This is a genomic window from Pseudomonadota bacterium, from assembly GCA_038533575.1.
GTDB lineage: Bacteria > Pseudomonadota > Alphaproteobacteria > Rhodobacterales > Rhodobacteraceae > Shimia_B.
Map to the genome: position 1 here is coordinate 453,386 of JBCAYL010000001.1, position 14,265 is coordinate 467,650.

Annotated in this window: 13 protein-coding genes; 6 read left to right on the forward strand and 7 right to left on the reverse strand. The window is 65.0% G+C overall.

Annotation, left to right across the window (positions count from 1 at the left end; translation table 11 throughout):
• Nucleotides 1–32: 32 nt before the first annotated feature.
• The 3 genes from AAFM92_02320 to AAFM92_02330 all read left to right on the forward strand — a co-directional run bounded on the left by AAFM92_02320 (nucleotide 33) and on the right by AAFM92_02330 (nucleotide 3,102).
• On the forward strand, nucleotides 33–1,340 hold the full coding sequence (locus AAFM92_02320; protein MEL7299195.1) for an extracellular solute-binding protein: 1,308 nt from the start codon (nucleotides 33–35) through the stop codon (nucleotides 1,338–1,340).
• 71 nt (nucleotides 1,341–1,411) lie between these two features.
• Complete coding sequence (locus tag AAFM92_02325; protein ID MEL7299196.1) at nucleotides 1,412–2,263, forward strand: sugar ABC transporter permease; 852 nt, start codon at nucleotides 1,412–1,414, stop codon at nucleotides 2,261–2,263.
• On the forward strand, nucleotides 2,260–3,102 hold the full coding sequence (locus tag AAFM92_02330; GenBank protein ID MEL7299197.1) for a carbohydrate ABC transporter permease: 843 nt from the start codon (nucleotides 2,260–2,262) through the stop codon (nucleotides 3,100–3,102). The genes AAFM92_02325 and AAFM92_02330 overlap by 4 nt, the downstream gene beginning before the upstream one ends.
• Here AAFM92_02330 and AAFM92_02335 read toward each other — a convergent pair.
• Both AAFM92_02335 and AAFM92_02340 read right to left on the reverse strand, forming a co-directional pair.
• Nucleotides 3,092–4,750 carry a sulfatase gene (locus tag AAFM92_02335; protein MEL7299198.1) on the reverse strand — a complete coding sequence of 553 codons (1,659 nt, stop codon included), beginning with the start codon at nucleotides 4,748–4,750 and terminating at the stop codon, nucleotides 3,092–3,094. The genes AAFM92_02330 and AAFM92_02335 overlap by 11 nt on opposite strands.
• Entirely contained in the window at nucleotides 4,747–5,505 is a 759-nt protein-coding gene (locus AAFM92_02340; protein MEL7299199.1) for a CDP-alcohol phosphatidyltransferase family protein, read from the reverse strand. The genes AAFM92_02335 and AAFM92_02340 overlap by 4 nt, the downstream gene beginning before the upstream one ends.
• Nucleotides 5,506–5,603: 98 nt before the next feature.
• Here AAFM92_02340 and AAFM92_02345 point away from each other — a divergent pair, with 98 nt between their 5' ends.
• Genes AAFM92_02345 through AAFM92_02355 form a run of 3 tightly spaced genes read left to right on the forward strand, consistent with a single transcriptional unit; the run spans nucleotide 5,604 to nucleotide 9,303 of the window.
• On the forward strand, nucleotides 5,604–6,167 hold the full coding sequence (locus tag AAFM92_02345) for a cytochrome b (protein MEL7299200.1): 564 nt from the start codon (nucleotides 5,604–5,606) through the stop codon (nucleotides 6,165–6,167).
• Nucleotides 6,164–7,789 (forward strand): glucans biosynthesis glucosyltransferase MdoH, encoded by a 1,626-nt coding sequence (mdoH, locus tag AAFM92_02350; GenBank protein MEL7299201.1) that lies wholly within the window; start codon nucleotides 6,164–6,166, stop codon nucleotides 7,787–7,789. Before AAFM92_02345 ends, mdoH begins: the two co-directional genes overlap by 4 nt.
• Nucleotides 7,789–9,303: a glucan biosynthesis protein gene (locus AAFM92_02355; protein MEL7299202.1), complete on the forward strand. Its 1,515-nt coding sequence runs from the start codon at nucleotides 7,789–7,791 to the stop codon at nucleotides 9,301–9,303. Before mdoH ends, AAFM92_02355 begins: the two co-directional genes overlap by 1 nt.
• On the opposite strand, the gene AAFM92_02360 is transcribed toward AAFM92_02355, so the two are convergent.
• From AAFM92_02360 to AAFM92_02380, 5 genes are all read right to left on the reverse strand, one after another.
• Nucleotides 9,300–10,028, reverse strand: coding sequence for an endonuclease/exonuclease/phosphatase family protein (locus AAFM92_02360; GenBank protein MEL7299203.1), 729 nt, complete (start codon nucleotides 10,026–10,028; stop codon nucleotides 9,300–9,302). The two genes, AAFM92_02355 and AAFM92_02360, sit on opposite strands and share 4 nt — an antisense overlap.
• Before the next feature lie 61 nt (nucleotides 10,029–10,089).
• Entirely contained in the window at nucleotides 10,090–11,469 is a 1,380-nt protein-coding gene (locus AAFM92_02365) for a pyridoxal-dependent decarboxylase (protein MEL7299204.1), read from the reverse strand.
• Nucleotides 11,470–11,681: 212 nt separating this feature from the next.
• Complete coding sequence (locus AAFM92_02370) at nucleotides 11,682–13,424, reverse strand: sensor histidine kinase (protein ID MEL7299205.1); 1,743 nt, start codon at nucleotides 13,422–13,424, stop codon at nucleotides 11,682–11,684.
• 18 nt (nucleotides 13,425–13,442) lie between these two features.
• A complete protein-coding gene (locus tag AAFM92_02375; protein MEL7299206.1) occupies nucleotides 13,443–13,997 on the reverse strand; it encodes an RNA polymerase sigma factor in 555 nt (184 codons plus the stop codon).
• On the reverse strand, nucleotides 13,984–14,205 hold the full coding sequence (locus AAFM92_02380) for a NepR family anti-sigma factor (GenBank protein ID MEL7299207.1): 222 nt from the start codon (nucleotides 14,203–14,205) through the stop codon (nucleotides 13,984–13,986). The genes AAFM92_02375 and AAFM92_02380 overlap by 14 nt, the downstream gene beginning before the upstream one ends.
• Between the last annotated feature and the right edge of the window lie 60 nt (nucleotides 14,206–14,265).

Consider the following 14,265-nt stretch of genomic DNA (forward strand, 5'->3'; position numbering starts at 1 on the left):
AGTTTCATCCCCACCATTTAGAAAGGTGTCCCATGACCTATCGTTTCCTCCGCATCCTCGGCGCTGTCGGCGCCGCCTGTGCCCTCGGGCTTCCCACGAGCCTCGCGGCGCAGGATTTAATCACCCGGGACCGGGTCGGCCTGCCCGATGCGCCCAACACGATGACCTTCCGATTGACGGCCTTCGATCTCTATTCCTCGGATCCTGCCACGCGGGAGGCCTTCGAGGCGCTCTTTACCGACTTCATCGAGGCGCGACCGGACTGGAAAATCGAGACGCAGATCGTCACCGACAACATCGGACAGGAGCAAGCGCGCCTGCTCGAGCAGACCCGGGCCGGGCGGGGGCCCGATTGCGCGATGGTGGACAGCTCCCAACTCGCGCTCTTCAAGAGCGCTGACGTGCTCAAGCCCATGAATTCACATTGGAGCAGCGCGGAGATCGACGACCTCTTTCCCTTTGTCCGAGAGGCTGTGACCAACGAGGCGGGGGATCTTCTGGCGTGGTGGTGGTTCACCGATCTGCGCGTGCTCTACCGTGACACGCGCCTCGTCCCCGATGCTCCCGAGACATGGGAAGACCTGGAGAGCGCCGCGCTTGCCACCGTCGAGGCCGGAAGGGAAGGGCTGCTCTTCAATGGTGGCCGTTGGGAAGGCACGACCTTTGACTGGCTCGCGCATTTTTGGGCGCAGGGCGGGCGTCTCGTCGATGACGCGGGCCGTCCCGTCTTTGCCGAGGGGGAGAACCGCGAAAAGTTCCTCGCGGCCATAGGCTTCTACAAGGGGCTCGTGGATGCCAGTGCGGCGCCGCCGCGGGTCACCTCCATCGTCAACTACGATGAGTTCAACGCCGCCGCCGCCGCGGGGACAGCCGGTCTCTTCATTGGGGGCAATTGGCAGTACGGGCAATTGCGCGGCACCCTTCCGGAGGCGGATTTCGCAGCCTGGGCCGTGTCGGCCATTCCCGGGCCGACGGCGGATCAGCGCGCCACCGGCACGGGAGGCTGGACGATCGCCGCGCTCTCCGACGATGCCGAGGCCGTGCGGATCTGCGCAGAAATGGTCCGCGAGATCTATTCCGGCCAAAGCAACGCGATCCAGGGCCTCCTGCCCACGTCAGCCGCGCAATACGACGCGTTCGATGTCTTTGAAGGGCCCGAATACGACGTGTTCTCGGAGGCGCTCGTCGATGGGCAGGCGCGGCCCGGCGTGCCGATCTATCCCGAGCTGTCGAACGCCATCCAGATCCTGATGGGGGATGTCCTCTCGGGCGCGGCCACGCCCGAGGAAGCGCTCGACGCCGCCGATGAGGCCGTGCAGGCGGCCTTCGAGCGCCTCTAGGCCCAAGCGTGCCGCACCAAGAAAGCGCCGGGCGGGCCCATGCGAGGGCCCGCCGCTCCGTCTGGCCATGGTTGGCGCCCGCCCTTCTTTTGCTCGGCGCGTTCTATCTCGTCCCGATCCTCGATGTCCTCCGGCTCGCTTTCGGCGATGCCACGCTCCTGCGCCCGGCGACGCGGTATGGCATGGAGGGCGTCTCGGAGGTTCTCACGCAGCCTGCTCTGCCGGGCGTTCTCTGGGTGACGGCGCTCTTCACCGCCGCGAGTGTGCTGGGCATCCTCGGGCTCGGTCTCCTGATCGCGCTCCTCGTCGTGAGAGGCGAAAGACGGCGGCTCCCCGGCATGGGGCTTCTTCGGACGGTGGTGCTCACCGCCTGGGTGGTGCCGGGCATCGCCAACGGGCTCATCTGGCAGATGCTCTTTTCCGAGGCGCCTTTTGGCGCGCTCAACTCCACCATCGCGCTCGTCGGGATTTCGCCGGTCCGGTGGCTTTCGGATCCCACGAACGCCATGATCTCCGCCGTCATCGCCAATGTGTGGCAAGGGACGGCCTTCGCCATGATCGTCTTCTACGCGGCGCGGAAAGGCCTCTCGCCGGACCTCTATTCCGCGGCGGCCATTGACGGCGCGGGCCCCACCGCACGCTTCGTCTTTATCACGCTGCCCCAGATGCGGCCCGCGATCCTTGTCTCGACGGTCCTCGTGACGATCCAGACGCTCAACACCTTCGATGTCATCCTCGCGCTGACGGGTGGCGGCCCGGGGCGGTCCACGGAGGTGCTATCGCTCTTCACGTTCAACACCGTCTTTTTCAACTTCGATCTCTCTGGCGGGTCCGTTCTGGCGGTCATCCTCGTTCTGATCGCGCTTCTGCTCACGGTTCTCTACATCCGGCTTCTCGTCGACCGGGAGGACCGAAGCTCATGACCCGGTGGTCCTCAGAGCGGATCGGAGACATCGCGACCTATGTCGTCGCGCTGCTTCTCTTTGTGCTCTTCGCGGCGCCGCTACTCTGGCTCTTGTCGCTGGCCATTCGAACCCCGGCAGAGATCTTCCTCGGCGCGTCGCGCTTCATTCCGGAGGACCCGACGCTCGCCAACTTCGAACAGATCCTCACGGACCGGACCTTTGGTCTTTACCTTTGGAACGGGATCAAGCTCTGCGCCCTCGGGGCGCTGGGCGCGCTCATCACGGCCATTCCAGCCGCTTACGTCTTCTCGCGGCGGCAGTTTCGGGGCGCGTCCATCCTGATGCTCGGGATCCTCACGGTGCAGATGGTCTCACCGCTCGTCCTCCTCATCCCGCTTTATCGGTACATGGAGAGACTGGGCCTTCTCGAGACGCACGCCGCCGCAGCCGGGGTCTACATGGCGCTGGGCGTGCCGCTCTCGGTGTGGATGCTGAAGGCAAGCTTTGATGCCATTCCACGCTCCCTTGAGGACGCGGCAGCGATCGATGGATGCTCGGCACCGGCAGTTCTCTTCTTCGTGACGATGCCTTTGGCCGCGCCGGGCATGGCCTCGGCCTTCATTCTCAACATGCTCATGGGCTGGTCGCAGTTTCTCGTGCCATTCATCCTGCTCTCGCAGGATCGGCTGCAACCCATCTCCGTCGCCATCTTCAACTTCGCGGGATCGACGAGCGCCTCTACGACGCAGCTTCTCGCCGCCGCCTGCGTCATCACGGTGCTGCCCGCCATAGCGGCATTCCTTGCGCTTCAGCGCCTCATCGTCGGCGCGATCATGGCCGGGGCGGTCAAGGGCTGAGGGAGCTGAAAGCCTGGAGAAACCGGTTTCTGAAGGCGTCCATCCTGACCGCTTGGGTCGCTTGAGAAGGGCGCATACCGTCCACCCAGCCCCACGATGCGAAGCGCTCGACGAGGTGCGCCGGCCCGATAACATGGACGGGCACGTTGAAACTATCATCCTCTGACACGAAGGCTGCGGGCTGGTGATCGCCCAAGAGGACGATGAGCGGCTCGGCGTCGGCCAGACGTGCCACGTAGCTTCCGGCCGTCCTGAGGCTGTAATCCACGGCCTTTCGAAACTGCGCCCTGACGCGATCTCTGTCCCGCCAGACCACGTCGGGCGCATCGCCCTCAGCGGCCATGGCGTTGAACGCGAGCCCGTCTCCGACGTCCTCCCACGCGATGAGGCGTGGCACCGGCGTCCAGGGTGCATGGGATGAGATGAGGGCCACCTGCGCGAAGACGGGCGATCTGTCCACGCCCGGCGCGCCGGGCAGCACCAGCCTGTCTAACGCGGCAAGGGTGAACTGGTCGGGCATGGTCACCCAGTTGAAAGGGCGCCCTTCATAGCCGAGATCTGCCGCGGCAAGGACCCGATCAAACCCCATGAAGCCTGCCTCCGGCCAATCCATCGTGATGGCAGGCATCACGGCGACCGTCTCGAAGGCGTTCTCGGATGCGAGGTGGAAAAGCGATTTTCGCCCGCTCACCAACGCCGCGCCGTAGGTCCGCTGGTCCGGTGACCAGAGGCCCGTGGCGAGCGTTGTGTGCGTGAGCCAGCTTTGACCACCGATCATAGGCGCCTCGAGCCACCCCGAGCGCATGGAGAGGCCGCGCGCGGCCAACTCGGCCTCGATGGCATCGAGCGTGTCGAGATGGAGGGGGGCGTAGCGGGGGTTCGTGAGGCTCGATGCACCGTAGCTTTCCACGTAGAGAAAGAGGACGTCTCTCGCGCCGATCTCGTCCAGGAGCGGGGTCGCGTCTGCAAAGGGGTCCGTCGAAGCGGCTTCTTTGAAGTCACTGAGCCGGCGCGCCGTCTGGCCGAGCATCTCCGCCCGTTCGACGGCCACGCGCGCCGTGAAGGCCGCCCCGGGCGCTTCAAATGGCAGTTGCCACTTCCGCATGGCATCGCCGATCTCGGCGACGGCGAGAAGGAGAGCAGGAAAGAGGGCAATCGCCGTCAGTCGTCTGGGGGCTTGAGGAAGCTCGACCTTCGACCATCGCGTCGCCGCCCACCACAGGGCGAGCGCAAGCGCCGACAAGAGCGCTAGCGCCCCGATGACGGCACCGAGCGCGCGTGCCGTGCCGATTGCACCGGATCCCAGATTCCACGCTGCCGGGATGAGATGCAGGTCAACGAGCGGATTGAACCCGCGATTGTAGGCGGAGAACACCGCGAAATCGGCGAGCTTGGTCAGGGTCAGAAGCGTGAGGGAGATGACGATGACACCGCGGATCAGAACTGCTCCGCGCCCCGTCACACCCACGACGGCGAGCGCGCCGAGGATCACCGGAAGCTCGAGCGGGAAGACCAGCAGGATATCCCATGCGAGCGCTTCGGGATGGTTCGGTGCCGCCAGAACGAGATAGAAGAGCAGCGCGCTGGCCGCCAATGACATCAAGCTGGGGTAAGACTGCGTGCCGCTGCCGTGGAGGGCCGTGGTCATTCGGGGCGTGAGAGCAGGTGGCGAATGTCCTGCATGAACGACCACGCCAAGGCCACGGCGGCAATGCCCGCGGCGCCTGTCTTGAGCCACAGCGGCAGGACCGGAATGAGCAACGCCACGAGCGTCCCGACCTGGATAACGCACACGACCTTCCGGCTCATGCGCTCGGGCAGGTCGCCCGTAAGCCGCGGCCAGATGGTGCCGGCCAAAACGAAGAGGTAGCGGGGCAGGCCGAGCGCCAGGACCCAGAGCCCTGCTTGCCCCGTATTCCAGGCTAGGAGCGCAAGAACGAGCGCAAAGAGCGTATCCACCTCCATGTCGAACCGCGCCCCGAAGCCAGAAGTGAGCCGCGCATGACGCGCCGCGGCTCCGTCCACCCCGTCGAGAATGAGGGCGAATGCGGCCATGGCAAACGCGGCCCAGAGGACAGGCTGAGACACGGCGGATCCCGAGAAGAGCAGGGAGGCGAGGACGGCGGTCAGGGCCAACCGAAAGACGGTAATCACATTGCACAGACCGAGCGATCTATGGGGATACGTGCGGAGCATCACGATGCCAGCCACCCCGGCGCCCACCGTGAACAGCAGGGTGGCCACAAGGGCGCCCGTCTCGCTGCTCAGCCGCAGACCCATCGCCGCCACGAACACGGCGCAGACAAGGCTCGCGATGAGAAAATCGCGCAACACCGGATGCAACGGCGAGAGCGCTGTATCGCGGGCGAAAGGCTGATAGACTTGGCTCAGGAAGCTTCTCATCATTTCGCAGCTAAGCGAGGCCCCTGCGCCGTCAAGCAGATCGATTGAACCACGCGGCCCTCATTCTAATTCAAATTCCAAAGCAGGAGCTTTCATTCATGGCTCAAACATCAACGCAAAGATACGGCTATCCCACGGCCTCTCGTTGGCTCCATTGGCTGACCGCGCTCGTTGTCCTCGCGACGATCCCCGTCGGCGTGATCATGACGACGGAAGGGCTGCCCCGCACCGTGCAGAACACCCTCTTCATTTTCCACAAGAACGTGGGGGTCATCATTTTTCTCCTCGTGGCGGCGCGCCTCCTCATTCGAAGCGCGACGCGCACAGAACCGCTGCCCGCGGAGACACCGGCCTGGCAGAAGACCGCGGCCTCGGTGAGCCACGCGGCGCTCTATGTCCTGCTCCTTGTCATGGCGATCTCAGGCTATGTCCGCGTGGCCGCGGGCGGCTTTCCGATCGAGTCCCTCGATGCGCTGGGCATCCCGAAGCTCGTCCCGCGCTCTGATCCGCTGGCTGATACGGCGCAATGGATCCACTCCTCGGCGCGCTTCATCCTGGCGGCGTTCATCTTTCTTCACATCGGTGCGGCCCTGCAGCACGGCCTGATCAAGCGCGACGGCGTTTTCACGCGGATGTGGCCACTGAACGCGCCCCGCCCATGAGCGCACCGGACGCCTCGCTCCCTGAAGGTGACCTCAGCCCGGTCCGCACGGTCAGGCCTGTTCTGCGAACGGCACGCCGTCGCATTCCGGTGCCCGCGCGGTTTTGGGTCTTTGCGGCGATAACCTTGGCGTTTTCGGTTCCCCTCGTGATCGGGCTCGCTGCCGTGCTCGCGCCGCTCGAAGCGATTGATGTCCTTTTGGTGTCTCTCTTTGCGCTCAATACGCTCTGGGTCTCGGCAGCTGCTGCCACGGCGATCCTCGGCACGATGGTGATAGAACAAGAGAAGATCGCGCCACGCCCCACAAGCGCGGGGCCGCGTGAACGGACGGCTGTCCTCTTCCTCATCTGCGGCGAGGACCCTGCGGCCGTCGCCCGCAGCATCGAGGCGCTCACCGCCGATCTTGCGCGAGACGAGACCTCAGGGGACACCGATCTCTGGCTGTTGTCCGATACGGGGCCTGCGGCCGCGAAGCGCGAAGAGCAGGCCATTGAACCGCTGCTCGCCGCGGGCCTGCTCAGGTACCGCCGCCGCGTGCAGAACCTGAGGCGCAAGCCGGGGAACCTCGCCGATTGGGTGCAAGAGCACAGCCATGCCTATCAAAGCATGTTGGTCATGGACGCGGACAGCGGCATGACGGCGGCGCGACTGAAAGACCTTCGACTGGCTATGGAGGCCGATCCCCGCCTGGGCCTCGTCCAGAGCGGGATCAGCCTGCGCCCGGGCGGGTCGCGCTTCACGCGCCTCCAGCGCCTCTCCACGCGGCTCGCCGGGCCCGCCTTTATCCGTGGGCTCGGCGCCTGGGCAGGGCAGGCCGGGAATTACTGGGGGCACAATGCGCTCATCCGTGTCGCCGCCTTCCGGACGGCCATGGATCTGCCAGCACTCAACGGCCCCGCGCCCTATGGCGGGGATTTTCTGAGCCACGATTTCATCGAGGCGGCCTGGCTCGTGCGGGCGGGCTGGAAGGTCGAGATTTCGCCGGACATGCGCGGCAGCTTCGAAGACGGCTCCGACCGCCTCGAAACATTCCACCGGAGAGACCGGCGCTGGTGTCAGGGCAATCTGCAGCACATCCGGGCGTTGCTGACCCGTGGCCTCCATCCCTTGAGCCGCCTCCACCTTGCTTTCGGCATCCAAAGCTACCTCTCATCCCCGATTTGGCTCATCGTCATTCTGCTCTTCTTGCTTGCGGGTATGGCCCCGGGGGCCGTGCCGATCCTGTCGGGTGCTCTGGCCCTGCTCCTCGTGCCGAAGATCACCGCGATGATCGGCTTCCTGCGCAGGACGCGCCGCAGGAGCCGGCGCCGCGTCTTTCTCCGTGCGAGCATGGCCGAGCTTCTATTGAGCACGCTCGTGTCGCCACTTGTCATGGTCAGGCAAAGCCTTGCCGTCTGTGCAGTCATCCTTGGCCGGGATTGCGGTTGGAAGGGCCCACGGCGTGTTGCGCGCCCGGCATTTCCGGACGGGTCGGTCGAATGTGCCGCGGGGCTGGCCCTAGTGGCTTTGGCCGCTCTTGGTGGTGAAACGGCCTACCAGGCCTTGTGGCTAACCCTCATCTGCGGTCCGCTGATCGGTGCGCCGTGGCTTTATCCGTGGCTGGACCGGGATCCTGCTCGCTGATGCGCCGCCGCACGTTTCTTGCAGGAGCATTGGCCTCGGGGGCGTTGCCCATCGGCGGGTGGGCGTCTGAGGCCCCAGAGAGCCTTGCAATCATCGCCGAACGGATGTCGAGGGCCCCGCATCGCGACCCCTCCATGCGTCTCGCGCCGCCCTTTGACGCCCTTACATACGACAGCTTTCGGGCCATCCGACCACGAGAGGGCGGTGCCGCAGGCATCCCCCTCGGAAGCGGCTACAGCGCCGACCTCCTGCCGCCGGGCTTCTATTTCAGGGACAAGGTGGACATCGAGATCGCGCAGGGCGGCGGGCTTCAGGCTGTCGGGTTTGACCCGGGCCTTTTCTCCTACGGGGCCCGCTACTTCGACGGAACCCCAGCGCTTTCTGACGAAGAGCGCGGCGAAATGGGCTTTTCGGGGCTGAGGCTGCGCGCGCCCTATCGCACACCGGGTATTTCCGATGAGTTCTTCGTCACGCAAGGCGCCAGCTACTTTCGCGCTGTGTCCCGAGACACGCTTTACGGTCTGTCCTGCCGGGCCTTGGCGATCGGGACAGGAGGAAACGGTCCAGAGGAATTCCCGCTGTTCACCCGGCTGCGGCTCGGCGAAGCCTCGGGCGGAGCCGCGCGGCTCGATGCGCTGATTGAAAGCCCCTCGGTCACCGGGGCCGCGGAGCTCAGGATCGCACCGGGAGAGCCAACCATCGTGGATGTCGATCTGGTGTTGTTTCCGCGCGTGACGATCCTAGACGTCGGTCTTGCACCACTGACCTCGATGTACCTGAAGGGCCCGCTCCGGGCCGCGGTCTCGGATGATTTCCGTCCGCGTGTCCATGACAGCGACGCGCTGGAGATCGTTAACGGAGCGGGGGAACGCCTTTGGCGGCCCCTGTCCAATCCGGCAGCGCTTCAGACGTCGAGCTTTGTCGACGACGGGCCGTCGGGATTTGGCCTCGTGCAATCCCCCCGGAGTTTTGCCGCGTTCGAGGACCCAGAAGCCGCCTACCATCGCCGGCCCTCTGCCTGGGTTGAGCCACGGGGCGACTGGGGCGCGGGCCAAGTGATGCTGGTGGAGATCCCCACGGACGACGAGTTCTTCGACAATATCGTTGCCTTCTGGCGGCCTGATGCACCGCTCGCGGCGGGCGAGACCTATCGCTTCTCCTACCGCGTTCACATCGGAGCGCAGCCCATGCCGCGCGCGGAAGGGGGAATCCGCATCGTGCAAAGCCGTTCCGGGCTGGTCCATGACCGCCCTGGTCGGCTGCAATACGTCGTGGATTTCGAAGGCCCGGGCGCGGAGACGCTCACCCCATTTCTACAGGCCTCTGCCGGTGATGTTCACGGCGTGTCGGCCTACCAGATCCCGGATCGGGGCCACCTGCGCGTGGGGTTCCAATTCGAGCCGGGCCTGGCACCGGTCGCGGAGCTTCGGCTCGTCCTGCGCGATCAGGGGCAAAGCCCGAAATCGCCGGTTTGGCTGCATCGGTGGACACCGGGCCGGGATGGGGGGCCCTAGGCGATCTCGATGCGGGCGAAGAGCGGCAGGTGGTCCGAGGCAACCCTCATGTCGTCCTGCCGGATCACCGCGGCCTCCAGTACCCGGGCCCCGTCCGCGGTAAGCGCCCCATCGAGCGGCAAAAGGGGGAAGGCCGCGGGGAAGCTCCGCCGTGGCGGGCCAGCGAATGCGCGCCCCGCCACGCGACCCGAGAACGCCAGACCGCGCCACGGCCGCCATTCATTGAGGTCACCGATCAGGAGAGTGGGGAGCCCTTCGCGTCGATCGAGGTGCTGACCAATGGCGCGCATCTGCGCCACCCGCAGCACCTGGGCCAGCGAGAGATGGGTCGCCACGACCCGGAAGCCGCGATCAGCCCCCTCGCATGTCAGGACCACCGCGCCGCGCGGGTAGTGACCGGGTAGGTCCAACAGCGCGCCGTCGATGAGCCTCACCCGCTCGGAATGGAGGACGATCGTCCCGAGAAAGCCGTCACTTTCTGCGCCCCAGCGCAGGGTTGGAGAATGGTGCGCGGAGAGAAGCCCCGTGTCTTTCTCCAGTCGCTCGATATCCATGAGCGAGCGGTACGGGCGCTGCTCGCCATCTGCTTCCGTCAGGACGAGGAGATCGATGTCGCGCGTCCGGAGGAGGCCCGTGAGCGCGGTCTGGGTCCGGTCCGCATTGACTGTACCGTCTCGCCCGCGGCATCGGTGCACGTTCCAGGTCAGGCAATTGAGATGCAGCATGGGGCGAGCACAGATCACATTCCTCGCGGCCGCACCAGTTGGGGCGCGCGTGGATCGGGCGTCAGGTCGCCAGCTCCTCGATGACACGTACGGCCAGGCTCACGTCTTCTTCCGTCGTGTGGAATTGCCCCACCTGGAAACGGATAACCTTGCGGCCGCGAAACGCGCCCTGCGTGAGGTAGATGCGACCGTCATTGTTGATCCGGTCCACCAACTCCTGCTGGGCGTCGTCGTCGCCGTCTCGGCGGAAGGTGAAGATCGAGAGCTGAGGCTCGGTGATGATCTCGAACCCGCCACGCCGGAGCGCGTCGCACGCCATACGCGCCCAGAGGCAGTGGTTGCGCATCCGCTGCCGCAGGTCCTCGAGGCCGTAGGAGCGAAGCAGGAACCACAGCTTGAGCGCGCGGAAGCGACGCCCGAGCGGGATCGTCCATTCGCTGTAATTCGTCACCGACGCCGACGTCTTGAGGTATTCGGGCTCGATCTTGAGCGTGTTCAATTGAGGCACCGGATCGCGCAGGAATTGCAAGGAGCAGTCAAACTGTGCGCCGAGCCATTTATGGGGGTTCATCACCACGCTGTCGAAGCGCTCCGCGCCGCGCCAGATTGGCTCTCTCAGGTCGTCCGCGATCATCGCGGAGCCGGCCCATGCGGCGTCCAGATGGGTGTAGAGGTCTTCCTTCGCGGCCAGGGTGGCGATGGCGGGAAGGTCATCGCAGGCCCCGATGCCGGTGCCGCCGGTGATGGCGATGATGCCCGCGGGGATATGGCCCTGGTCGCGATCGGCGGAAATCGCAGCGGCGAGCGCCTCGGTATCCATCGCGTAAGTGGGGCCTTTGGTCGGGATCTTGACGAGGTTGGCCTGCCCGATGCCGGCGACCCACACCGCGCGATCGATGGAGCTGTGGCATTCCTCCGAGCAGTAGATGCGGAGAGCGCCTTTCTGGCTCAGTCCATCGCGATTGCCCGTATAGCCGGTCGCGCGTTCCCGCATGGTGAGGACCGCGGAGAGCGTCGCGGAGGACGCGCTGTCCTGGATCACGCCCGTCATGCCGTCGAGCCCCAGCGCCTGTGCCATCCAGTCGACCATCCGCCCCTCGAGCTCCGTGGCCGCGGGCGAGGTTTGCCAGAGCATGCACTGCGCCGCCATGGCCGTGACCAGGAGCTCGGCAAGGATTGAAGGGGGCGCGGCGTTGGCCGGGAAATAGGCGAAGAAGCGGGGATGCTGCCAATGGGTCATGCCGGGCATCACGATCTCTTCGAAATCCGCGAGGATCTGCGCCATGTCCTGCCCTGTTTCCGGCGGATGATCGGGGATCTTGCCTGCGATGTCTCCGGGCGCGGTCTGCGCGCGAACCGGGCGATCAGATAACATGCGGTGATAGTTTGCGGACCACGATGCGATATCGCGCGCATAGGTTTCGAATTCGTCCCAATCCATGGCTTCGGTCTAGGAGGGCCGCCTGCCGCACACAAGTGCCGCCCGCGAGAAGAGCATTGAACTTCAGTGCATTATGCCCGACGGGCGTGACGGGCTGGCAGGGGGATTCGGGGCTGCAATACGCGCGGTCGGGCGCGGTACCCTAGGCGTCAGCACGCTCTTTGATGGCACCCGTCCCGATAGCGAGGCCGACCGATGCCAAGGTCCACCGCTTACTCCGCAGCCTCGAAATTCCGCAGGGGGATTGTGATATTCAGCGCGTAGCTGTCGGGCGTCTCTTCCACGCTCTGTTCGCCTTCCAGCTGGCTGACGAATGCCGTCATCAGCCGTCGCCCGAGCCCGTCCGAACTCAGCACACCGTCTTCCGGCAACTCGCTCTTCTGGCCCGGGGGCGCGACGCTGTTGGCCACCGTGAGCCGCAGATCCTTGCCGCTCGTGGTCAGCCTGACATCGATAAAGGCCTTACCGTCTGAGGACTTCCCATGGTGCTTGAAGGCGTTTGTCATCGCCTCGGATACCAGCATCGAGAAAGGCACGGCCTGGTCCGGGAAGAGAGGCGCGGCAGAGAGCTGCGAACTGACCTCGATCTCCTGCTCCCGGGCGAGCGCGGAGGTATCTGCCACGACCATTTCGACCAGATCGGCGGAATTGACCTGTGTTTCGTCCGGTGTGGTGTAAAGCGAGCGGTGCAGCATCGCGAGGCCGCGCACCCGGCGCTGCAAATTCGACAGCATGCGCCGCGTTTCGCCCTGCTTTGCCTCGCGGGCCTGCATGTTGATGATCGAGGCGATGAGCTGAAGGTTGTTCTTGACCCGGTGGTGGACTTCCTTGAGCAGCACCTCCTTGTCGCGGAGGTCCTTGAGCTGCCGGTTCTCCGCTTCCGTGATGATGACGGCCATGCGATTGAACGCGCGTTCAGCTTCCTCAAGCTCCTCGGGCGCGTCCACGAGCTCGAGAAAGGCGTCCTCCCGGTCACCGAGCGCGAACCGGCGCATGGATGAGCGCAGGCGCTTGATGTGGCGGACCACCAGGCGCTGGAGGCCGAAATAGGCGACACCCACACCCGCAAACCACATCAGGACCGGGAATCCGATGGCCCAGGCCTGCGCTCCGCTGATCGCGCCGAGGCTGCTGGCCGCCGCGGGCCAGGATCCGACGAGGGCCAGCTGATCCTCGATCATGCGGCTCACCGTATAGAACCGGAAGGACCCGTCCGCCGCGCGCGCCGAAAACGTGCTGCCCTTACGCGCGAAAACCTCTTCGAGGGGTATGTCCGCGGGAAGGAAGTCGCTCGCCCCTTCGAGGGGGCCGCTCGACGAGATGATCGTCCCGGCGGGATTCACCGATGCGAGGCGCAGACCATCGCGGCCTGCCTCGGCATCTTCGAGCAGGGGATTGGCGATCCAATGCGGGATGGAGAGCGTCACGAGCCCCAAGGCTTCGCCGCCGGAGCGCGCCGCGTGGGAGACGAGGACGACGGACTGACGCGAAACGCGGCCCTCGGTGTTCATGGAGATGGTCGGACCATCGAGAGCCAATGCGTCCGCGAGCCCTGGTTCGTCGGAAAAGTCCACGATGTCGCCGGTCGAGGAGCATCGCATGATGCCGTCCCGCTCCGTGTAACCGGCGAAGATGTAGGGGTTGCTGCCCGAGACGAATTCCCGGAGGAGCGCAGGGCAATCGCTGACGCCGCCCGCAATTGACGCGGCCAATCCGGCGGCGGCGCCAACGGCTTCCTGAATGAGCTCGCGCTCCGCTGCGGCGGCGGCGATGGTTTGCGAAGTCAGGGCGGCATTCGTGAGCTCTTGCGCTTCCCCGATGACGGCCCGGGTCTGATAGATGGAGATGAGCCCGAGCGGAAAAAGCGCGAGCGTCATGAGCAGAATGATGCGCGCAGACAGGCTTTGCAGCGATTGTCTCAGGCGGTCGATTGAAAGCACGTCGGCGCTGCCCATTCATTCCGGGCCAGTAGATCAGGCCACGTGTTTCTGCGATCCCACGATGCCACTCGTGACAGCGTCTGTCATTTCCAGGGCCTCGTCGTCCTCGAGGCCCATGAGCTCGGCGAGGCGGGCTCTGCCCCGGTTCACGCGGCTCTTGATCGTGCCGACGGCGACGTTGCAGGTCTGCGCAGCATCTTCATAGGAGAAGCCTTCTGCACCAACGAGCGTGAGCGCTTCGCGTTGTTCATCGTTGAGAAGTTCGAAGGCGTCCTGAAAGTCCATCATCTGCAAGCGGCCATCATGGTCTGGCTTCGTGGCAAGGCTTGCAGCATATGTGCCATCCACATCTGCCACTTCGCGCCGCGCCTTGCGGTGGTGCGAGTAATACGTGTTGCGAAGAATGGTGAAGAGCCAGGCACGCATGTTGGTGCCTTCTTCGAACGTCTCGATCTTGGTCCAGGCCTTGACGAGCGCATCCTGCACCATGTCATCGGCGAGGGCAGAGTTTCGAGTGAGGTTCAATGCGAAGGCGCGCATGGGGCCCAGATGCTCTACGAGCTGGTCGCGTACATCACTTTTCGCCATCCGCGTCCTCGCTCGTCTTTCGGCCTGCAGGACCCTCGTTATCGTTGGAGACGACGCTATCATTACCGGCGCGTAGGTCAGCGAGGAGTTGTTTGAAGCGGTCGGGAATGTCTTGCTGTGTGATCTCATCGTACGCTCGACGCAAATTCGCGTCGATCTCTGCGTTCGCCTTGGAGGGATCTTCTTCCGTCATGTGATCATCAAACATTCTTTATACCGCGTCGCTGCACGCCCACTGGAACAGAACTCGCGTGGCGGCGTTAAGTTC

Coding starts and splice junctions, on each gene's coding strand:
- AAFM92_02355 (MEL7299202.1), top strand. CDS start 7,789: ATGCGCCGCCGCACGTTTCTTGCAGGAGCATTGGCCTCGGGGGCGTTG.
- mdoH (MEL7299201.1), top strand. CDS start 6,164: ATGAGCGCACCGGACGCCTCGCTCCCTGAAGGTGACCTCAGCCCGGTC.
- AAFM92_02370 (MEL7299205.1), bottom strand. CDS start 13,424: ATGGGCAGCGCCGACGTGCTTTCAATCGACCGCCTGAGACAATCGCTG.
- AAFM92_02365 (MEL7299204.1), bottom strand. CDS start 11,469: ATGGATTGGGACGAATTCGAAACCTATGCGCGCGATATCGCATCGTGG.
- AAFM92_02345 (MEL7299200.1), top strand. CDS start 5,604: ATGGCTCAAACATCAACGCAAAGATACGGCTATCCCACGGCCTCTCGT.
- AAFM92_02380 (MEL7299207.1), bottom strand. CDS start 14,205: ATGTTTGATGATCACATGACGGAAGAAGATCCCTCCAAGGCGAACGCA.
- AAFM92_02335 (MEL7299198.1), bottom strand. CDS start 4,750: ATGACCACGGCCCTCCACGGCAGCGGCACGCAGTCTTACCCCAGCTTG.
- AAFM92_02375 (MEL7299206.1), bottom strand. CDS start 13,997: ATGGCGAAAAGTGATGTACGCGACCAGCTCGTAGAGCATCTGGGCCCC.
- AAFM92_02320 (MEL7299195.1), top strand. CDS start 33: ATGACCTATCGTTTCCTCCGCATCCTCGGCGCTGTCGGCGCCGCCTGT.
- AAFM92_02360 (MEL7299203.1), bottom strand. CDS start 10,028: ATGCTGCATCTCAATTGCCTGACCTGGAACGTGCACCGATGCCGCGGG.
- AAFM92_02340 (MEL7299199.1), bottom strand. CDS start 5,505: ATGAGAAGCTTCCTGAGCCAAGTCTATCAGCCTTTCGCCCGCGATACA.
- AAFM92_02330 (MEL7299197.1), top strand. CDS start 2,260: ATGACCCGGTGGTCCTCAGAGCGGATCGGAGACATCGCGACCTATGTC.